Here is a 20,501-nt window from a genome sequence, read left to right as displayed (position 1 = left end):
CGCTCCAGCCGGGACGCCTGCTCATCGGTGAGCTCGGTCGCCCACTGCGCGGCCATCCACGATGTCGCTGACACCGCCCTGCCGCCCTCCTGCTCCACCAGGCCGAGCGCGCACGCCATCTCCGCGACAGTCGCGCGGTTCGCGGCCGCCGAGGCCTCCAGCCAGGAGTCGAACGGCTCATCCGGCAAGGGGCGGACCCGGAACGGAAGGACGCGCACGGCACCGGCCGTCTCGCTCATCAGGCGGCCTCCTCGCCGGTCTCTTCGGCGCCGTCGCTCTTCAGTCGGCGTCGGCGCCGCTCACGGCGTGCCCGATCCTCTTGGTCGTGCTTGGCCTGCAGCTCGGTGCGCTCCGTTTCTGCTCCCTCGTCGATGCGGATGTCGTCGAGGAGCTTCCGGTCGATCCGCTCGGCGCCGGTGCGGATGGCGCGGGACGCGCCGCGGCGGATGAGGTCCATGAGCGAGCCGATGTTGCCGGTGGTGCGGGCAAACAGGTACCGCGACATGTCGACGAGCATCCCTTCGTGCGCGTCCGCGAGCACGAGGGCCTGTTCGATGTGCCAGAGCAGGCTGTCCCACTCCTGGCGGGTCTGCTTGGTGCGCAGGCTGTACGGGTCGAGGCTGAGCACGGTCCAGCGGCGGAACGTCTGCGCCATCGCCGCTTCCTTCCCGGTCGCGCCCTCGCCGACGAGGCCGCGTTCGCGGAGCGCGACGCCGGCGAACAGGAAGGTGGCGCTGTACTCGTTGGACAGCCACTTCAGCTGGTTCGCGACCTCGACACCGTCGCGGGTGCGCATCTGGATGAAGTGCAGATCGTCGATGATCACGAGGCGGGTGTCGTGCCGTTCGATGCAGTCCGCGGCCGCCCGCGCCAGATCTCGGCCGGCCATCGAACGGTGCAGGATGCCCGCGGTCGCGGGGTGGGCATAGAACCCGAGGATCATCATGTGCAGGCCCTTGATCGTGAGGCGCCCTGGGACGGTGATGTGGCAGACCGGGAGGTGGAGGATGTCGCGATCCTCGTCGAGGTACTCGCCCACTTCCGCGATCCGCTGACGGTGGAAGTCGCGCCCGAACGTGTTGACCACCGTCGACTTCCCGAGGGCCGGTGGGGCGTCGAGGGCGGCGGCGGATTTGACCCGGTCGGAGTCCTGCAGGTTGCTGTCCAGGATGTCGCCCAGTTGCAGGTGCACCCCGTGCACCTGCCGGGTGCGCAGCAGGATGTTCGCGTGCCACGCCCGCCGGTCCGCGTTGTACCGCGCGAACTCGTCCGGGCCGAGCGATCCGAGCTGCTCGGTCGTTAGCAACGCGGGCTTATCGCGCGGGGGACGTTCGGCGAAGTCCTTCCATCCCTCGTAGGTCGACAGGCTCCGCTGCCGGCGAGGCGCGTCGTGCTCGCCCGGGACTGTGGCGGTCATTGGATCATCTCCATCGGCTCGAAGTGGTAGTCGGATCGGATCGTGGGCTCGTCGATGTCGTCCTCGTCGTCGTCATCGCCCGTTTCGGGAATGTCGACGCGCTTGCGTGGGTCGCGGACCTCGCCGGTGAGCTCCCGTCCGAGATCTGTGGTGGGGTTCAGTTCGGCCTCGAGCATCCGCTGCACGGTGACGGTGCGCAGCGACCACACCCCGTCAGCCGCGGGATCCTTCTCGTTGAGCTGCGCGGCCATGCGGGAACTCATCCGCCTCTCCGATGGGGTGAGCGCGCGTCCCGCGCCCCAGTCCTCGAGCAGCTGCGCGGCGACGTCGTCGACCTGAGAGGGGCGACCCTGGCGGATCGCGATCTTCTTCGCGTACTCCAGCGCGTCGAGGCTGAACGGTGTGTCGAAGGCTCCCTTGTGCTCCCACTCGAGGGTGTGCCAGGTGCCGTCCTCGGGGTCGTGGAAGTAGATCTGCGTCAAGTCGTCGGGGTTGACCACGAACGGCCACTCCGTGCCCTTGTCTCGGTGGATCGACCGGGCGCGGTTGCGGTACTTCGCGACCGAGTCTCCGGTGTAGCGCAGCTTGTGGATCTCGACGCCGTAGTGATTGAACTGCCGTTTCACCACCGGCAGCAGCTCGAGGAGAACGCTCCGGTCGATCGGCATCCGCAGTTGCCCGGCAACGGCGAGCCCCTGGTCGTATCTCTCGGCGGGGCTGAGCTTGACGCCGGGGAGGCGGGGATCCTCGAGGGAGTCGTGGGGTCGGAGGTGGTAGACCGTCGCGACCCATTCGCGGATGATCTGCTCCAGCTGCGGGACCGTGTAGACCGCGTCGGCTTCGACGTCGTCGCCGCGGCCGCCGACGTCCGCGCCCTTGTAGCCAGGGAGTTCCTGGAGGAACGTGTCGAGGGTGCGGAAGAACCTCTCGACAGGGCTCTTGTCGGTGGGCTGGTAGACGCGGGCCGGCTGGATGGATATGCCCAGGCGTGCGCACGCGCTGGTCACGTGCTCCGAGAGGTACGGTGCGCCGTGGTCGACGATGATCGTGTCGGGCAGGATCCCCGCACGGACGAACCGCGGGACGCGGATGCGCGTCGGGTCGACGAGCACGGAACCGGCGACACCGTGGAAGGGCCATCGTGCGCTCGTGCCCCACTCCGCGGGAGTGTCGAAGGGTTGGCACGCTTCCATGAGCACGCCGGATACGTCGATGGATTTCGTTGAGCCGGGCGTCAGCCGCATGCCGAGAATGCAGCGGGAGTAGAGGTCGATCGCGACCGTGAGGTCTGCGGCGACCCACTTGCCCGTCACCGGGGCCACGGCGAAGACGTTGAGCGGCGTCGTATCGAGGAGAACGTATTGGCCGGGCGCGGTGGCGTGCAGGCGTCCGTACGGAGCGGGCGGCCGGTTCGCGTTGGAGCGCTTGCGCTTGGTGCTCCCGGAGAAGGTCGCGCGGCCACGGGAGAGCTCGTCGAGGATCTTGTATGCGGCGCTTCGAGAAGGGGCGGCGACGATACCTGGCCCGTGGGTGCGGTCGGCTCGGGCGTTGACTCTCGCGATGATGATGCTTTTCGCGACCTTCGACTCCGGCGTCTGCTCATCGATGACCTCACGTGCCGCCGTGACCCAGCGGTCGTCGAAGTTGACGAGCAGATTGCCCGGCTGCGCCTTGCGGTGATCGATCAGTCCGATCTCGCCGGCATCCTTATACCGCGCCACCCACCTCGCGACGGTCCGGCGACCCTTACCGAGCTCGAGCGCCTTCGCCGCGATCCGCTCCTCGATGCGACGCTCCGGATGGTAGGCGAGCTTCGGTTCGCCCTCACGTGCGATCTCGGCCGCCCCCGACCGGTAGCCGGTGAGGACCTCTCGCACATGATCAGCGCGCTCGGCGGACACCGCGCGGGCCGCGTCGCTGGCATCGGCCCAGACGACACCCAGTGGAGCCGCGTCCTCATCGCGACTGTTTCCGGGGATGCGTGTCGTACCTCCCTCAGCGCGGGGGCGCAGGAGGTCGATCATCCGCAGGCGCCGAACCTGCCCAGTTCGAGTGCGGACGACGACCGCGCCATCGCAGATCTCCGCAACAGTGCAGGCGTCGCCGTCGTAGACGATATCCACGCCTGGTTTCAGGGTCCACGTGCTGCTCATCGCTATCTCCTTCAAGTGTTGAGGTGGTGGTATCTCAGGCCCGCGTCACGATGCTCGTGGCGCTCAGAAGTCGAGTCAGGTCGGTGCTCAGCCGGCGAGCCCACAGCAGGTGCAGGACGAGCGCGCGTGCTGCGAGAAGCCCGCCGGTGACGGGCACGATCGCGCGCACTGCCTCGCCGAACGCCATGGGCGATCTCAGCTCGCCGAGCGCGGCGGTGACGTCGCCGCCGGCGAACTGGAACGACCGGCGGTAGCCGGCAAGGAACTGGACGTTGCGCAGCAACACTTCATCGGGCTCGGATTGGACGCGGTACTTCCACCCGTGCGGTTCGATCACGCGCCGCGACCAGCTCAGCGAGTCACGCACCTTCGGGACGGTGAGCTTCGCGGCGGGCTTCACATCCACCACGCAGACGGTGTGGTCCGCGTGGACCATCAGATAGTCGGGAATGTGGCGACGGCGTGCGCCCTTGTCCTCCCCCTCGAGGAGGAACGGCTGAGAGAGAATCCAGTCGACGCGAGGGTCGAAGTCGGCCAGCAGCAGGTTCGCGTACTCGAGTCGCGACTCGTACCCGACATGCGCTTGCATGGTCGCCGACCAGTAGCTGCCCGAGAAGTGCCGCTGCCCCCGGTACCAGCGGAACTCACGCCACGGGACGGCGGCGTCGAAGACGCTCAATCGAGCTGACTGCAGCGGAACAACGTCCACCTCGCCACCCATTTTGCGAACCATCAGCCCGACATCCGCCTGGCGCGTTCCGCCCCGCGTCTCGAGTTGCTCGCGCGCCGTCATGAAGCCAGCGTGAGGGTCGAATCGGTCCGGGAGAATGCACGCTTCTGCCATAGATTCGCGAATTACGATTCAGGATCGCGCTCTTGATTTCCTGGGCTACTTCGGTATATGCGATTTACGAATACCAATGAATGTGACATTCACTGTAGTCGATGTCATATACACAACAGTCACCGTCAGGGATACAAATATAGGGACCACGAAATCAACGCGCGCAGGCCCGCCTGAACCCCACGTCGGCCGCGTGTGCGACACTCAAGGACATGACGATGTTGGAGCCCATCGCGCCGGAGGAATCCCGGCTCGTCTTCGGCAACAGCTACATGTACAGCGTCATGGTCGAGATCGCGGGCCTGCGCGGCGGGAAGTTCTCATCGAAGACGATCACCGACGCGACGAGACTCTCTCCTGGAATCGTGCATCCGCTGATCCAGAAGCTCCGCCGCGCGAACTTCATCGAGTTCGTGGAGCGCGTGCCTGGAGAGCGGACCATTCTGTATCGGGTCCGCGAGAATCCCTGGTGGAATGCGGCGAGCCAGTACGTCGAAGAGGATCGCGCTACCGAGCGCTCCGCATCGTAGGTTAGTCACCGTTGGGTCTCGGGCGGTGTCGGTATACACGCATGACGCCGTCGACTTCATTGAAGGATGAGACGGCGGTGTCCGAGTCCTTGAGCAACTCCAGGAACGGTGTCGGATCTGGGACGAGCGGAAGATCGACATAAGTGTTTGCGGGCTGAAGAACCTCGGCGTACGCACCGCCGAGTTGGGCCACGTATTGGGGTACGAGGCCGGGCACGGTCGCCACGGATGCGCTGAGCGCAGCGACCTTTGAGCTGGTCGACGCTCCCGACATCTGCATCAACTGTAGAGTTTCGGCTGGTAGGGGCTCGCGGGTCACCTCCGCCCAGGCGCCGAGCGCCTCAAGCACATCGGTTGATCCCCAAGCGGCGTTTCGAGGAATCGCATCAGCAAGCAGAGTCTTGACCCGGGGTGAGACATCGGGATTGCGAAGGAGCGACGCCACCAATGTCGCCGACGCGTTCGACGAAACGATCCAGTCTGGCGCCGTCTGAGACTCCACGACAAATGCTTCCTGTGCGTGCGCGGTGGCGAGAGCTTGGAAGGTGCTAGCGCTGTCGTCGAGCAATCCTGCGTTCATGAGTGCCGTGACAAGATCCGCCTCATCCCCCATCGATCGTGATGCTGGGACCGTGTCTACGAGCTGTCCGGCAAGCGTGACACGAGCGGCGACATCGAGCTCATCCTCAGAGACGAGGCGCGCGGCGAGAGTGATGCGCGCGGTCACGTCGGTCTCTGGCGGGACGGCGAGAGTGGGCGAAGCAGCGAGGTACTCGATCAGAGGAGCGTCCAGGGAGCGTACGGCGATGTAGTTCGTGACGTTCGCGAAGGTGAGGGGGAATCGGTGTGATTCAGCAAGAACGGGAAGCAGCGTCGCCGGCACTGCATTGATGTCTCGGATGAGCATCTCCGCGGGCATCCGCCGCGCGATCTCGCTTGCCGCGCCGGCCCTTGAAAGCTCCGCGGCCTCCATCACATCCACTGCCATGTCAACGTCGGTGATACTCGGGCGGTGGGATGCGTCGATGCTTGACAGGTACGCCTCGAAGTGCCCGAGAACGTGGTCGAACGTCGGATCCTCGAGTTGCATGATTGCATCGAGCGCGATGTCGCCCCCGCCGACTGCCACCTCGAGGTTCGGCGCATTTACCTCGTAACGGCGCGCGACCACGACAGACCGCTGCGCGGCCGGTGGGAGCGCTCGGATATCTGCGAGACTGACGCCGAGTTGGGTAAGCGCAGCAGTCGCTCGCTGGGGCGTACCGTCAGCACTCAGTTCCGTGAGGCGCCCTGGGTTCTCAGCGAGAAGTCGCTTGACGTCGTCGGGTACCTCGTACTCCAGCTCTGGATTCAAGGACTCGAAGGCGGCGACGACGAGATCGAGCTGATCCGCCGCGACGGCGGGTCCTTCAGTATCGATGAACTTGAAGACCCCGTCCCACTGCGCTGCGACGCGACTGATGAGCGTCGCTGGGAGCCGACCACGCTGCAAATAGCTGCGCATGAAGCCGACGGCGGCGGGGTCAGCAACGGCGAGAGCGGCGATGTTCTTCGCCAACCGACCGTCTTCTCGCGCCAGCAGCTGGTCGTAGATCGCGATGTTGAACAGCCCGGTCGATTCGAACGCGCGCGGGCCGCCGAGCTCGAGCACCGCGTCGACGTCCTTCTCGTCGAGTGGGTAGTCGTGATCCGGGGTGTCTGCTTGCAGGTGTTGGATCACGTAGGTCATCGCTGCTGCAGAGGCAATGACGCCGTAAAACTCGGAAGCGTAGAGTGCGAAGTTCCTATCGATCAGCCCTTCTGCGAGGAGGTCGTGCAGAAGCGGGTCGACGGTGCCGCGGATAAGTCTCGAGGAAGAGTCACTCGTCTGTCGCATCAGCAACTGTTGGAAGTCGGCCGTGCGGTACCACTGCAGCTCAGCGCGCGCATCCTCAGAAGCCGCCGCGGTATCGGCGACGACTTGGTCGCTCCAACGCGCCGGGACGGGCACGCCCAGATCCGCAGCGATCTCGTCAGCGGTGAGCTCGAAAAGAACCTCTCCATTCACGACGACCTGCAGAGCGTGGCCGGAGTCGATTGCCGCTTCCCAGAAGCGGGCAGTACTGAGCGCGGCGGGTGCCCAATCGGCTCCGCCAATTCGATAGGTCGCAGTGTGTCCACGCCTATGTACCCGTGGAAGCCAGCGTTCGACAAGATCTTGGAGCGCAGCGCCAAGTTGCTCAGCGCGCGCATCAGTCGCTGCAATCTGCGTACCCTGCTCACGCAGCGCAGCGAGCGTCGCCGACGCAGTATCCATCCCACTCGCGATGATTTCTCGCGAGCGTCGGTACAGCACGTCCAGCTCACTTGATCCGACCCGGATCAGCTCGAACTGCTTCATATGGGTGTTCTTGTAAGCAACAAGCGCGAACAACCCGCTTGAGGTGAGCCCGCCGAGCTTTCCGCCCGCCAGCACACGAGCGTGGAAGACCCGAAACTCGTTCAGGATGTTGCGCAGAAGCCGCATATCTGTCACGTGCTTCGCCACCACGCGGACCGCCTCGAAGGAGATCGCCGAGTCAACCTCGGCGGCCAGATCGAACAGGAGGTCGGCAGACGAGCGGTGTGTGATGAACGGCACGATCGGGACAACGAGCTCGAAGAACTTGGTTCGCTGCGTCGCCGCATCCGACAGTCCGCGGTCGGCCTGCCACACGCCCGGTGCTGCGTCCGGGCCATCCGGCGTATCGCGCGGCACCTCAAGGTCTTCGAAGATGCTGTCCCGGACAGCGTAAACGAAGTGGACCGGACGCTTTCGAAGTTGTCGCGACGTGTTGAGCACGGTGTTGAGCTCACGCAGAGACGCGTAGATTGTCGGGTCCTCGAACCGGTCCAGGTCCTCAATGATCACGATGTCGCGACGAGTCTTTTCAAAGAAGTAGACGATCTCGTCGAGGTACTCATCGAAGTAGCTGCCACCGTCGGACTCCGCGGTCAGGCTCACCGACGTCGCTGAGGTTCCCAGTTTGTCGATTCGGATCCGGTTGTGCAGGAGCGCCATAACCACGTACGCGATCACGCCGGCGATCAACGCTGCAGAAAGCAGCAATGGGACTCGCATGCCCTCGTTGGCGGGGGCGAGTTGGAACGGTGCTCCCCAACCTGTGATCCATAAGGTGAGTGCTATGAGGACAGCGACCAGCGCGGATGCAACCAGCGTTCGCCCTACTGGCAGCCTGCTGATCCTCTTGAACCTCGATCCCGGGACGCGGCTGGGGCGCTCACGATAGAGCAGCTGCTTGACGATCTCCTTCTGGATGTAGTTGTTGAGGTCGTCACCACGCTCAACACCGACGTCGCTGAGCGACGACAGTGAGATCTCAACCACGCGCTTGCCGAGCTGGTCTCGCACGCCCGCGAGCACGCTACTCTTCCCGCTGCCGTACCCCCCGGTCAACGCGATATTCCATACGCGCGCGCGTCGATCGTCGTCGGTGAGCAGGTCGACGAGCTCGTCGCGATAAGTGCCGTGCTGGTCGCTCACGAACCGTGGAACGAGCGACTCGAGCCTCAGTGGACTGGTCACCGTCTCGCTGGCATCAGTCACACCGAACCCCTCAATCGTCCACAGCAAATGGCAGGGATGCCAAGTGCCTGCCAACTACCCGTGGAATATGTCATTTCGGCGTGGAACCTACATCTACCCGAAGTCCCCCGGCGCCATGTCGGTGAAGCGTGAGAAGTGGCCTTGGAAGGCGACGGTCACGGTGTCGGTCGGGCCGTTTCGGTGCTTGGCCACGATCAAGTCGGCCTCGCCGGCACGGGGGCTGTCCTTCTCGTAGGCGGCTTCGCGGTGGAGCAGGATCACCATGTCGGCATCCTGCTCGATCGAGCCCGATTCGCGCAGGTCGCTGATCGCGGGCTTCTTGTCCGCGCGTTGCTCGGGGCCACGGTTCAACTGCGACAGCGCGATCACCGGCACCTGCAGCTCCTTCGCGAGGAGCTTCAGCGCACGCGAGAATTCCGAGACCTCCTGCTGACGCGACTCGACCCGCTTGCCCGACGTCATCAGCTGGAGGTAGTCGATCACGACCATCTGCAGGCCGACGCGCTGCTTGAGCTTGCGGCACTTCGCGCGGATCTCGACGAGCGTCATGTTCGGCGAGTCGTCGATGTAGAGAGGCGCATCGTTGATGCGGCCGCGCGTCGAGGCGATCGTCGTCCAGTCGCGCGAATCGAGCGACCCCTTACGCATCGACTGCAGCGGCACGGCACCCTCTGCGCTCATGAGGCGCATCGCGATCTCGCTGCGCCCCATCTCGAGCGAGAAGAAGATCGTCGGCCGGTCGTGCTTGATCGCCGCCGCACGCGCGAAATCCAGAGCCAAGGTGCTCTTGCCCATCGCGGGCCGTGCCGCGACCACGATCATCTGCCCGGGGTGCAGGCCGTTCGTCAGCTGATCGAGCCCGGCGAAACCGGTCGGGATGCCGGTCATCTGGCCATCGCGTCCGCGGGCGGCCTCGATCTCCTCGATCGCTGCCCCGACCGCGACCTCGAGCGGGACGTAGTCCTCGGACTGCTCGGCACCGGTCACCGAATAGATCTCGGCCTGCGCGTTGTTGACGAGATCGAGCGCCTCGCCCTGGCCGTTGTAGCCCATCTGCACGATGCGCGTGCCCGCCTCGACCAGCCGTCGCAGCAGTGCGCGTTCGCGCACGATCGACGCGTAGTAGGCCGAGTTCGCCGCCGTCGGGACGATCGACGTCAAAGAGTGCAGATAGTCGGCACCACCGGCGCGCATGAGGTCGCCGGTCTTGATCAGCTCGTCGGTGACGGCGACGACGTCGGTGGGCTCACCGTGCGAGTACAGGCTGAGGATCGCTTCGAAGATCAGCTCGTGCTTCGGGACGTAGAAGTCGGTGCCGCGGATCGACTCGACGACGTCGGCCACGGCATCCGGCGAGAGCAGCATGCCGCCGAGAGTGGACTGCTCGGCCAGCAGATCGTGCGGAGGCGTGCGCTCGTTTCCGCGTTCCGGCGCTCCGCCGAGGCGCTCATTCGAGATGTCCGCGATCGACATGCAGCGCCCCTGTTCCCAGCTCGTCCTCGTCTCATCCTCCGAGCCTCAAGACACGCTAGAGACGGGTTCCGACACCCGCAAACCCACCTGTGGACAACTGTGTGGAGAGTGTGCGAGAAACGCCGGGATGCCTGTGTACAGCGTCTGTGGAAACTCAGCTAACTTGCAGTTTTCTATGGCTTCGAATGATGATCTGGTCAGGTCTTTTCTGTTCCACACCCTGTGGACAGAGATCATGTCTGAAGTGTGGGTTGAAGGTTGGCCCCCAACCCCCTGCCTGGGGACAACCACGGGGATAACGTGCGCTTTGTCAAGTCCGATTCCCTCGGGCGCGTCGCGTACCCGACACACGAGGTCACACTCCGCGCGTGCGGACGCCCGTGACCCGGCGGCGGGGCCGAAACAGCGGAAGGGGGCCTGGACACGGGTCTCCGACGGGAGTACAGTCACGAGTCCAGGCACTCCAGAGTCGACCGTGACGTCGACATCCGACCATCAGTCGTGGGAGGTGAACGTGGATACATCAAGCGATGTCGTCGTGCGCATTTCGCGCCTCGTGCGACTGCTCGCGATCGCGGCGGGCGTCATGTTCGCCTGGTTGCTGCTCACCCTCACCCTCGGTGCGGGTGCCGCCCACGCCGCCGACGATGACGACCCTGGAGTGCTCGGCAACGCCCTCGATTCGATCGCCGGAACGCTCAGTTCCGTGACGACGCCCGTTCTCACCCCGGTGGCGAATGCCGCCGCCCCGGTCCTGGATACGATCGCGCCGGTCACCGACGCCGTCGCCCCCGTCGTCGAGGCGGTCGCGCCCGCCGTAACGCCGGTGCTCGGCCCGGTCGTCGACTCACTCGCCCCGGTCCTGCAGCCCGTTCTGGAGCCGGTTGCGACGGTCGTCGCGCCCCTCGCTCCCGTGCTCGCGCCCGTCGGCACGATCGTCGCGCCGGTGCTGCCGATCGACGGCATCCTGCAGCCCTCTTCCCCAGCGACCGGCTCGCCCATCGATTCATCCAGCGGCTCCGCTCCGGCGCATCCTGCCCTCCCGACGGACTCGTCCGGCATCGGCGTCACCGCATCATCGTTCGCCCTCGCTGCAGCCGGCGCGCCGACATTCGCGTGCGCGGTCGGTGACGCTGCGCCAGCGCTGGTCACGGCATCCATCGTCGTCTCGACCACGGTGAGCGCACTCGCCTCGACGGTGGGCCCCGTGCTGCCGCTCAGCGGAGCGCTCGATGCGACCTCATCCTTCTTCTCGTCTTCATCCGCCTTCGGCTTCGGCGCGGCCGCCGCGCTCGCCTTCGGACTGTTCGCCATGCACCGTGCCTGGGCATGGCGGCGCGGCCCGGGGGACGAGTCCGTCCCGTCGTCGCCGACCTTCGCCACCGACGTCTCTCCCGACTGACCGGGTTGCGGCCGCTCCTCGAGCGGCATGGTTCCGCGCGTTCGCGCACCCGCACACCCTCTCGAAGGAGACATCATGAACACCATTGTTTCGCGCGCTCTTTGGGGCACGCTGCTGGCCGGGGGCATCACGCTCCTCGGCACGACGGTCGCTCAAGCGGCCGAAACCACGGGCGACGACGGACTGCTGTCCGGCACGCAGGCCCTCATCTCGCTCGACGTGCCCGTCACGATCGGCGGCAACGCCGTCTCGATCCTGGGCGACGCCACGAGCACCGACGCCACGACGACGGCCCCGGCCGCCACGGACGCCCCGAGCGGGAGCGTCTCGACGTCGGGCCTCGACGGCATCCTTTCCGGCACACAGGCGCTCATCGACGTCGCCGTCCCGGTGACGATCGGCGGCAACGCGGTATCGGTCATCGGCGACGCCGAGTCGGCGGATGCCACGACCGCCGCACCCGCGGAGGCCGCGGCACCGGCCGCCGAGCCCGCCGCCGCTCCGACGACGAGCGGTGACGACAGCATCGGCGGCGGCACGCAGGCCGTCGTGCCCATCAGCGTTCCGATCACGATCGGCGGCAACGCCGTCTCGGTCATCGGCGACGCGACCAGCACGGATGCCAAGACCACCGGCGGCACACCCGCCACCGGCCCGGCCGGCGACGCGACAACAAGCGGTGCCGACGGCATCCTCGGAGGTACGCAGGCGATCGCCCCGATCACCCTGCCGATCACGATCGGCGGCAACGCCGTGTCGGTCATCGGCGACGCGACCAGCACGGATGCCACCACGACCGGCGGCACGCCCGCGGCCGGCTCGGCGGGCGGCGCCACCACGAGCGGTGACGACAGCATCCTCGGCGGCACGCAGCTCATCGCGCCCGTCAGCGCCCCGATCACGATCGGCGGCAACGCCGTCTCCGTCGTCGGCGACGCGACCAGCACGGATGCCACCACGACCGGCGGCACGCCCACGGCCGGCTCGGCCGGCGGCGCCACCACGAGCGGTGACGACAGCATCCTCGGCGGCACGCAGCTCATCGCCCCGATCAGCCTGCCGATCACCATCGGCGGCAACGCCGTGTCGGTCATCGGCGACGCGACGACGACGGGCTCGACGACGGGCACTCCGGTGACCCCGGTCACGCCTGTCACGCCTGTCACGCCCGTGACCCCGGTGACCCCGGTGACCCCGGTCACGCCGGTGACCCCCGGCACGACGAGCACCGTGGGCATGGCTGCGGCAGTCGGATCGGTGCGCACGCTCGCGCAGACGGGGGGCATCCTGCCCTGGCTGCCGCTCCTGGCGGGAGTGCTCGCGCTCGGCACGGGCGCGCTGCTCACCGCGCGGCGCCGCATCACCGCCTGAGCGTCGCATGAACGGCGAATGCCGCGACCTTTCCCGAAGGAGAGGTCGCGGCATCCGGCGAGCGCGAATTACTTCGCGGCGACCACCTGCAGCGTGATGACAGCGGTGAGGTCGTCACGGAGGCGAACGGTCGCCTCGTGCTCGCCCACGGCCTTGATCGGCGCGGGGATGTGGATCTTGCGCTTGTCGAGCTCGCCCAGGCCTGCCGCGGCGACCGCGGTGGCGACGTCGGCGGGCTTGACGGCGCCGAAGAGGCGACCTTCCTTGCCGGCCTTGACGGAGAGGCGGACCTTGTTCGCCTCGAGGGCGTCCTTGAGCGCCACGGCCTCTTCGTGCACGTGGATCGCGCGGGCGTCACGGGCGGCACGAATGGATGCCACCTGCTTCTCGCCACCGCGGGTCCAGGCCACTGCGAAGCCCTGGGGGATGAGGTAGTTACGGGCATACCCGTTCTTGACCTCGATGACGTCACCGGCGCTTCCGAGCCCGGCAACCTCGTTCGTGAGAATCAGCTTTGCCATGAGGTGCTCCTTAGCGGCCAGCGCCGGCGTAAGGCAGGAGCGCCATTTCGCGCGCGTTCTTGATCGCCTTGGCGATCAGACGCTGCTCCTGCACCGAGACACCGGTGATACGACGGGCGCGGATCTTGCCGCGCTCCGAGATGAACTTGCGAAGCGTCGCGACATCCTTGTAGTCGATGACGCCGACGCGGATCGCCTTCGCGGGAGCGGCGTTCTTCGCGCCCTTCCGCGGCTTGCGGCGATCGCCGGTAGCCTTTCCAGCCATTGTTTTTCCTTAATCTTTCGGTGATCGAGTGCCGCGCGCAGCGCGGTGTATCGAGATCAGAACGGCGTGTCGTCGCCGTAGGAACCGGGAGCGCTCCAGGCGTCCGGGGCGGCCGAGCCGGGGGTCGCCCACGGCTCCTCCGCCTGCTGGACCTGCTGCGGGCGCTGCTGGCCACCGCCGCCGCCGAAGTTGCCTCCGCCGGACGCGGCACGCGTGACCTGAGCCGTGGCATACCGGAGCGAGGGGCCGATCTCGTCGACCTCCAGCTCGATCGCGGTGCGGTTGTTGCCCTCGCGGTCCTGGTAGGAGCGCTGCTTCAACCGGCCGGTCGCGATGACGCGGGAACCCTTCGTGAGCGACCCGGCCACGTGCTCGGCGAACTCGCGCCACACGCTCGCGCGGAGGAACAGCGCTTCGCCGTCCTTCCACTCGTTCGCCTGACGGTCGAAGTTGCGCGGAGTCGACGCGATCGTGAAGTTCGCGACGGGCAGGCCGTTCTGCGTGTACCGCAGCTCGGGGTCTGCCGTGAGGTTGCCCACGACGGTGATGACGGTCTCGCCGGCCATCGTCCGTTACGCCTTCGCTGCCTTGCGGGCGGCTTTGGCCTCGGCGCGCTCCTTCTCGGCGGCGACCTGGGCGATCGCCTCCTCGGCACGCAGGACCTTCGTACGCATGATCTGCTCGTTCAGCTTGAGCTGACGGTCGAGCTCCTGCGTGGCCTCGCTCGTGGCGGTGAAGTTGACGACGGCGTAGATGCCCTCGTTCTTCTTCTGGATCTCGTATGCCAGGCGGCGCTTGCCCCAGACGTCGACGTTGTCGATCGAGCCACCATCAGCGGTGATGACCTTCAGGAATCCGTCGAGCTTGGGGGCGACCTGACGCTCGTCGATCTCGGGGTCGAGGATGACCATGAGCTCGTACTGGTGTGAGTGCGTCACTAACCCACCTCCTTCGGACTAGAACGGATGCCGGGCACTTCCCGGCATCAGGAGGGTTGATGCACGTGCCCGGCCGCGCGCGCCGGAACGGCGCAGACAGACGGACAACCACAACAGTCTAGCGGATGCCGCGGCCCACGCCGAATCCCCAGTACGCTCTGCTCGAGACCACCCGCGGTGCGAGAGGACGACGGATGCCGCGCACGACCGCACCCTCGGCCGCACCTCCGCGCTCCGCCGCCGTGCTGACGGCGCTCGTCCTGACGGCCGCGATCTGCAACCTCACCCTCGCGGGCGCCACCGTCGCGCTGCCGCAGATCGCCGCGGATTTCGACGCCTCTCAGACGGCGCTCAACCTGATCGCCCTCGGGACGGGACTCGGCATGGCGATGACGGTCCTCTACGCGGGCGCGATCGCCGACCGCTACGGGCGCGTCCGAGTGTTGTGCATCGGGCTCATCGCGCTCCTCGTCACCGGCACCGCCGCCGCGCTCGCGCCCTCCGCGGAGACACTCATGGCCGCGCGCGTCCTCACCGGGATGGCGGCGGGGATGGCGTTCCCGACGACGCTCGCGCTCATCACGGCGCTCTGGGCCGACGGGCCCGCGCGCGGCCGGGCGATCGCGTTGTGGACCGCGATCTGCGCGGGGGCGACGGTGGGCGGGTCGATCGTGTCGGGCGCCCTCGTCGACACGGTGGGGTGGCGAGTCGCGATCGGGGCTCCCGTTCCCCTCGCGCTCGTCGCCCTCGCCCTCGCGGCGCGGACCGTGCCGCGCGGTGTCGAAGAGTCGGACAAGCCGGTCGACCATCTCGGCGGGGTCGTGTCGGTGGTCGCGGTCGCCGCGCTCGTGCTGGGGGTCGAGATCGTCTTCGCCCCGGGCGAGACGGCCCTGGGCGGCGGGCTGCTTCTCGCGGCGGCGGCCCTGCTGGCCCTGTTCTTCGCTCGACAGCGGGCCGCGGCATCCCCCCTCTACGATCTGCAGGTCGCGCGACGGCGCCTCTTCTGGGTGCCGGCCGTCGCCGGTGCTCTCGCGTTCGGCGCCCTCGAGGGCGCGATGTTCGTCGGCCAGCAGTACCTGCAGAACATCCTCGGCTACGACGCGATGCAGGCCGGCCTCGCGCTCGTTCCCGCGGCGGTCGCGCTGCTCCTGTGCGGGGTGCCGGCGAGCATCCTCGTGTCCCGCGGCGTCCGCCCCAGCATGGTCGTCGGCTATGTGCTCCTCGCGGGCGCCTTCGCCACGATGCTCACCTGGGCACAGGCGACGCCCTCCTGGGTCGTCGCACTCGCCTTCGCTCTCGTCGGCGGCGGCGCGTCGTTCGTCATGACGGCGGCATCCCGCTCTCTCATGAGCAGCACGCCGGTGCGGCGCGCGGGCATGGCATCCGCCACGACCGACCTGCAGACCGACCTCGGCGGGGCGATCCTGCAGGCGCTCCTGGGCGCCGTCCTCGCGGGGGGCTTCGCGCGTGTCTTCGGCGACCTCATCAGCGCCTCTCCCGAGGCGACGACGATCGGCGCCGACGTCGCCCGGGCGCTGCAGTCCTCGTACGCGTCGGCGCTGCACGTCGCCTCCGACAACCCCGACTACGCCGACCGCATCATCGAGGCCGCCCGCATCAGCTTCGTCGACGGCACCTGGGCGGCGTACCTCGTGGGCGGGATCGCGATCGCACTGGGGTTCCTCGTCGTGGTGTTCGGGCTGCCGTCGCCGGCTGAGGAGAAGCGACTGCGCGAGCGCTACGCGCGTGAGGACGCCCCGGTCGCGTAGCGAAATGGATGCCACCGGCGGTGCCCTCGCCCTTGCCGCGCCGACGTCCGCACTCACGCCGCCCCCCGAGATAGCGCACCGCACACCCGATCCTCCGAGCGTGTGGGGATGCTACGATTCCGCGCAACCGACGAGGGGAGCGCCGTCATGCGTGACGACCCGGCATCGGTCCTGCGCCCCGACGACCGGGATCTCCTCCGATCGTCGTTGAGGCGCCTTGCCGGTCAGGCGCGTGTCGGCATCCTCTTCGCGGGACTCGTCGAGGACGGCGCGCTCACCATCACCGAGTTCATCGGCACCACCACGAACAGCCTCGACAAGCTGTTCGTGCAGCGCGGCGAAGGCGTCGGCGGAGGCGCCCTCGCCCGCGGCAAGCCCACGGCGGTGGCCGACTACGTCGAGGCAGCACAGATCTCGCATCAGCACGACGAAGCCGTGCGCCGCGAAGGGCTGCGTTCGATGGTCGCCCTGCCGGTCACCGTCGACGGCCAGCCACGGGTGATCATGTACGCGGCGACCCGCGAGCGGGTCACGATCGGCGATCGCCTCTCGACCGAGCTCGTGGACGCTGCCCGCGTCATCGCGAACGAGCTGCGCACGCGCGACGAGGTCGACCGGCGGGTCGCGCTCCTGCGCGGCAGCGAGCCGCTCGCGGCCGGCCCCGAGAGTCACGACCTGCGCGAAGCCATCAGGACCGCGCACGGTGAGCTGCTGGCCCTGGCCAGCACGACCGACGACGCCGAACTGTCACGACGCATCCTGGCGGTGACCCAGCGCCTCGCCGGCGACGCGCCGAGCCTGGGCGCACCCACCCTCACGCGACGCGAGTCCGACGTCCTCGCCCAGATCGCGCTCGGATGCAGCTACCCCGAGGCCGCCACTCGCCTCGGGCTGCAGGCCGGCACCGTCAAGAGCTACATGCAGACGGTCATGGGCAAGCTGGGCGCCCACTCGCGGCACGAGGCCGTCGCCACCGCACGCCGCCTGCACCTCCTCCCCTGACCTCCGCGCGATCGGCATCCTCTCTCCGCTTTCCCCCCATCGGGGGGTACGGGGGCCGATCCGATGCGTGTGAATGTTGTCGCCACCCGTTGCACCGCCGCACGGCGACCACATCTGTCAAAGGAGACCGAGATGTCACAGATCCCATCCCCCGTGCCGTCCGCCGAGACCTCACCGGTCTCGATGAAGCGCGTCGCCGCCGCCAGCACGATCGGCAGCGTCATCGAGTTCTACGACTTCATCATCTACGGCACGGCCGCCGCACTCGTCTTCCCCGCCGTGTTCTTCCCGGCACTGGGCACGGGCGCAGGAACCGTCGCCGCCTTCGCCACGTTCGCGGTCGCGTTCGTCGCCCGCCCCCTGGGCGCCCTCATCTTCGGGCACTACGGCGATCGACTGGGCCGCAAGAAGACCCTCATCCTCACGCTGCTGATCATGGGTGGGGCGACCTTTCTGGTCGGAGTCCTCCCCGACGCCTCTCTGATCGGCGTCGCGGCTCCGCTCATCCTCGTCACCCTCCGGTTCCTGCAGGGCCTCGCGGTCGGCGGCGAGTGGGCCGGAGCGACCCTTATGGCGACCGAGCATGCACCCGCGCACCGCCGCGGACTGTGGGCATCGTTCCCCCAACTGGGCCCGTCGCTGGGCTTCGTCCTGGCGAGCGCAACCTTCCTGGTGATCAACCTCACCCTCGGCGACACATCCGAGGCGTTCGTCGGCTTCGCCTGGCGCATCCCCTTCATCCTGAGCGCCGCCCTCGTCGTCGTCGGCCTCTACATCCGTCTCAAGGTCGAAGAGACGCCGGTGTTCCGGCGCGAGCAGGAGCGCAGCGCCGCCGCGTCGCCCGTCGCGACCGTGCCGCGCACCCTGCCGGTATGGGAGTCCATCCGCATCCAGCCGGTCGAGATCCTCCTCGGCGGCGGCGCGGCCGCGATGCTGTTCGCGTTCTTCTACATCTCGACCGCGTTCCTGACCAGCTATGGGACGACCGTGCTCGGTCACTCCCGCCCGGCCGTCCTGACCGCCGGCATCATCGCCGCCCTCGTGTTCGCAGGCGGGACGGTCCTCGCCGGAGTGCTCTCCGACCGCTTCGGCCGCCGTCCCGTCGTGCTCACCTCTGTCATCGTCGCGCTGCCGTGGTCGCTGCTCCTGTTCCCCCTGCTCGACTCGGGCTCGTACGGCGCCTTCGTGCTCGGCCTCTCCGTGACGATGTTCATCGTCGGCGGCTCGTACGGCCCGTTCGGCTCGTACCTGCCCGAGCTCTTCCAGACCCGTTACCGCTACACGGGTGCCGGGACGGCGTACAACCTCGCCGCCCTCGTCGGCGGTGGCGTGACACCCCTGGTCGCCGCAGCCCTCGCGGCGAGCTTCGGCGGCATGGCGATCGGCTACCTGCTGGCCGGCGTCAGCGCGCTGAGCATTGTGTGCGCTCTCGCACTGCGCGAGACCGGTGGCACGTCGCTCGACACCGAGCACGCGACCACGGGATCCGCCGACCCCGCCGTCGACGACACCCCTGCCGCCGCGACGCTCTGACATCACGCCGCCTAGATCGCACACCCCACAAGGAACGACATGTCCACCATCTCCCTGGCGTCGACACTCACCTCCGCCAACGACGAACCGCTCACTCCGCTGCGCTTCCTGCAGCGCTCCGCCGAAGTGTTCCCCGACAAGACCGCCATCATCTACGGGCGGCGGCGCCACACCTATCGAGAGATGGCCCACGAGGCCGAGCTTCTCGCCTCGGTGATCGCCGATCGGATCGAGCCTGGTGACCGAGTCGCGTACCTCATGCCGAACACGCCGGAGGCGATCATCGGCCACTTCGCCGTGCCCCTGGCCGGGGGCGTGCTCGTGATGATCAACTCGCGTCTGAGCCGACACGAGATCGAGTACATCCTGCTGCACTCGGGTGCTCGCATCCTCATCGTGGATGCCGAGCTGCTGGCATCCATCGGTGACATCCGCGCCACCGTACCGACCCTGGAAGAGGTCGTCGAGGTCGCCGACCCCGAGTTCGGGCACCCCGGCGGGCACGTCGCGGCGGGCCAGATCGGCTACGCGGGCTTCCTCGCGCAGGCCGCCGCGTCGTCCGAAGACATCAGCTGGCACGTCGAAGACGAGCGCGCGCCGATCTCGATCAACTACACGTCAGGCACCACGGGCAAGCCGAAGGGCGTCGTCTACACGCACCGCGGCGCGTACCTGAATGTGCTCGGCGAGATCATCCATCAGCAGCTCAACAGCTCGTCGGTGTTCCTGTGGACGCTCCCCACCTTCCATTGCAACGGGTGGTGCATGCCGTGGGCGGTCACCGCCACGGGCGCGACGCACGTCGCCCTGCGCGCGGTCCGCAGCGAGACGATCTGGGCGCTGATCGACGATGAGGCGATCACGCACCTGTGCGGCGCCCCGACCGTATGCACGATCATCGCGACCGCTCCGGCGGCGCACGTCGTCGATGCGCCGCTGCGGATCACCACCGCGGGGGCGCCTCCGTCGCCGACGATCATCGGCCAGCTCGAGGAACTCGGGATCACGGTCGTGCACGTGTATGGCCTCACCGAGGTCTACGGTCCCTTCACGATCTGCGAGTACCAGTCGCGCTGGGATGAGCTCGAGCCCGGCGAGCGCGCCACCCGCCTGTCCCGTCAGGGCGTCGGGATGCTGCAGGCTGAGTCGGCGCGCATCGTCGACGAGCACGACCGGGACGTGCCTGCCGACGGCAAGACGCTCGGTGAGATCGTCCTGCGCGGCAATAACGTCATGCTCGAGTACTTCCGCGACCGCCGCGCCACCCGCGAGGCCTTTCGCGGGGGATGGTTCCACACGGGCGACCTCGGCGTCATGCATCCCGACCGCTACATCGAGCTGAAGGATCGAGCGAAGGACATCATCATCTCGGGCGGCGAGAACATCTCGACGGTCGAGGTCGAGCAGGCCGTCGTCTCCCACGACGCCGTGCTCGAAGTCGCCGTCATCGGAGTGCCGAGCGAGCGCTGGGGGGAGCGGCCGATCGCCTACGTGGTGCTGCGCAAGGGGCACGACGTAGGCGACGCCGAACTGCGCATCCACACCCGCGGGCTGGTGGCGGCCTTCAAAGTGCCCGACGAGTTCCTGTTCGTCGCTGAGCTCCCCCACACCGCCACCGGCAAAGTGCAGAAGTTCGACCTTCGGCATCGCCCGACTCAAGCGGTGATCCCCGCCTGAGCGACAGCGCGCCGGTAACC

17 protein-coding genes are annotated in these 20,501 nt (G+C 67.6%); 7 read left to right on the top strand and 10 right to left on the bottom strand.

Features of this window, described 5'->3' with window-relative positions:
- The 4 genes from J0I43_RS06110 to J0I43_RS06095 all read right to left on the bottom strand — a co-directional run.
- On the bottom strand, positions 1-239 hold a 239-nt coding region (locus J0I43_RS06110), incomplete at its 3' end, for a hypothetical protein (RefSeq protein WP_292860583.1).
- Positions 239-1,417, bottom strand: a complete 1,179-nt coding sequence (locus J0I43_RS06105; RefSeq protein WP_101305227.1) for a TniB family NTP-binding protein — start codon at positions 1,415-1,417, stop codon at positions 239-241. The genes J0I43_RS06110 and J0I43_RS06105, both read right to left, overlap by 1 nt.
- Positions 1,414-3,570: an integrase gene (locus J0I43_RS06100; protein ID WP_292860577.1), complete on the bottom strand. Its 2,157-nt coding sequence runs from the start codon at positions 3,568-3,570 to the stop codon at positions 1,414-1,416. The genes J0I43_RS06105 and J0I43_RS06100 overlap by 4 nt, the downstream gene beginning before the upstream one ends.
- A 34-nt stretch (positions 3,571-3,604) precedes the next feature.
- The gene (locus tag J0I43_RS06095; RefSeq protein WP_292860574.1) at positions 3,605-4,363 is read right to left on the bottom strand and encodes a TnsA-like heteromeric transposase endonuclease subunit; all 759 of its coding nucleotides are present in this window, start codon (positions 4,361-4,363) and stop codon (positions 3,605-3,607) included.
- 263 nt (positions 4,364-4,626) lie between these two features.
- Between J0I43_RS06095 and J0I43_RS06090 the strand changes: the two genes are divergently transcribed.
- A complete protein-coding gene (locus J0I43_RS06090) occupies positions 4,627-4,944 on the top strand; it encodes a hypothetical protein (RefSeq protein WP_215486953.1) in 318 nt (105 codons plus the stop codon).
- Position 4,945: 1 nt separating this feature from the next.
- Here J0I43_RS06090 and J0I43_RS06085 read toward each other — a convergent pair whose 3' ends face one another.
- Together J0I43_RS06085 and dnaB are read right to left on the bottom strand one after the other, a co-directional pair.
- Positions 4,946-8,530, bottom strand: a complete 3,585-nt coding sequence (locus J0I43_RS06085; RefSeq protein WP_292860559.1) for a P-loop NTPase fold protein — start codon at positions 8,528-8,530, stop codon at positions 4,946-4,948.
- A gap of 93 nt (positions 8,531-8,623) precedes the next feature.
- Positions 8,624-10,003 carry a replicative DNA helicase gene (gene dnaB, locus J0I43_RS06080; protein WP_292860556.1) on the bottom strand — a complete coding sequence of 460 codons (1,380 nt, stop codon included), beginning with the start codon at positions 10,001-10,003 and terminating at the stop codon, positions 8,624-8,626.
- 514 nt (positions 10,004-10,517) lie between these two features.
- On the opposite strand from dnaB, the gene J0I43_RS06075 reads away from it, so the two are divergent.
- Positions 10,518-11,405, top strand: coding sequence for a hypothetical protein (locus J0I43_RS06075; RefSeq protein WP_292860553.1), 888 nt, complete (start codon positions 10,518-10,520; stop codon positions 11,403-11,405).
- 75 nt (positions 11,406-11,480) lie between these two features.
- Positions 11,481-12,776, top strand: coding sequence for a hypothetical protein (locus tag J0I43_RS06070; RefSeq protein ID WP_292860550.1), 1,296 nt, complete (start codon positions 11,481-11,483; stop codon positions 12,774-12,776).
- A gap of 68 nt (positions 12,777-12,844) precedes the next feature.
- Here the strand turns inward: J0I43_RS06070 and rplI are convergent, their stop codons facing one another.
- Genes rplI through rpsF form a run of 4 tightly spaced genes read right to left on the bottom strand, consistent with a single transcriptional unit; the run spans position 12,845 to position 14,473 of the window.
- A complete protein-coding gene (rplI, locus tag J0I43_RS06065) occupies positions 12,845-13,297 on the bottom strand; it encodes a 50S ribosomal protein L9 (protein ID WP_292860547.1) in 453 nt (150 codons plus the stop codon).
- Between the two features lie 10 nt (positions 13,298-13,307).
- Positions 13,308-13,562 carry a 30S ribosomal protein S18 gene (gene rpsR / locus J0I43_RS06060; RefSeq protein ID WP_005054609.1) on the bottom strand — a complete coding sequence of 85 codons (255 nt, stop codon included), beginning with the start codon at positions 13,560-13,562 and terminating at the stop codon, positions 13,308-13,310.
- A gap of 56 nt (positions 13,563-13,618) precedes the next feature.
- Positions 13,619-14,128: a single-stranded DNA-binding protein gene (locus tag J0I43_RS06055; RefSeq protein ID WP_292860534.1), complete on the bottom strand. Its 510-nt coding sequence runs from the start codon at positions 14,126-14,128 to the stop codon at positions 13,619-13,621.
- Positions 14,129-14,134: 6 nt separating this feature from the next.
- Positions 14,135-14,473, bottom strand: a complete 339-nt coding sequence (gene rpsF / locus J0I43_RS06050) for a 30S ribosomal protein S6 (RefSeq protein ID WP_292860625.1) — start codon at positions 14,471-14,473, stop codon at positions 14,135-14,137.
- 221 nt (positions 14,474-14,694) lie between these two features.
- Here rpsF and J0I43_RS06045 point away from each other — a divergent pair, with 221 nt between their 5' ends.
- The 4 genes from J0I43_RS06045 to J0I43_RS06030 all read left to right on the top strand — a co-directional run bounded on the left by J0I43_RS06045 (position 14,695) and on the right by J0I43_RS06030 (position 20,481).
- On the top strand, positions 14,695-16,269 hold the full coding sequence (locus tag J0I43_RS06045) for an MFS transporter (RefSeq protein WP_292860529.1): 1,575 nt from the start codon (positions 14,695-14,697) through the stop codon (positions 16,267-16,269).
- 108 nt (positions 16,270-16,377) lie between these two features.
- On the top strand, positions 16,378-17,271 hold the full coding sequence (locus J0I43_RS06040; RefSeq protein WP_292860526.1) for a LuxR C-terminal-related transcriptional regulator: 894 nt from the start codon (positions 16,378-16,380) through the stop codon (positions 17,269-17,271).
- Between the two features lie 132 nt (positions 17,272-17,403).
- Positions 17,404-18,804, top strand: a complete 1,401-nt coding sequence (locus J0I43_RS06035; protein ID WP_292860523.1) for an MFS transporter — start codon at positions 17,404-17,406, stop codon at positions 18,802-18,804.
- Positions 18,805-18,843: 39 nt separating this feature from the next.
- Complete coding sequence (locus J0I43_RS06030) at positions 18,844-20,481, top strand: AMP-binding protein (protein ID WP_292860520.1); 1,638 nt, start codon at positions 18,844-18,846, stop codon at positions 20,479-20,481.
- The last annotated feature ends 20 nt before the right edge of the window (positions 20,482-20,501 follow it).

Source organism: Microbacterium sp., assembly GCF_017305435.1.
Lineage (GTDB): Bacteria > Actinomycetota > Actinomycetes > Actinomycetales > Microbacteriaceae > Microbacterium.
The sequence above is the reverse complement of the archived record's forward strand: the minus strand, read 5'-3'. Positions and strand labels throughout refer to the sequence as shown.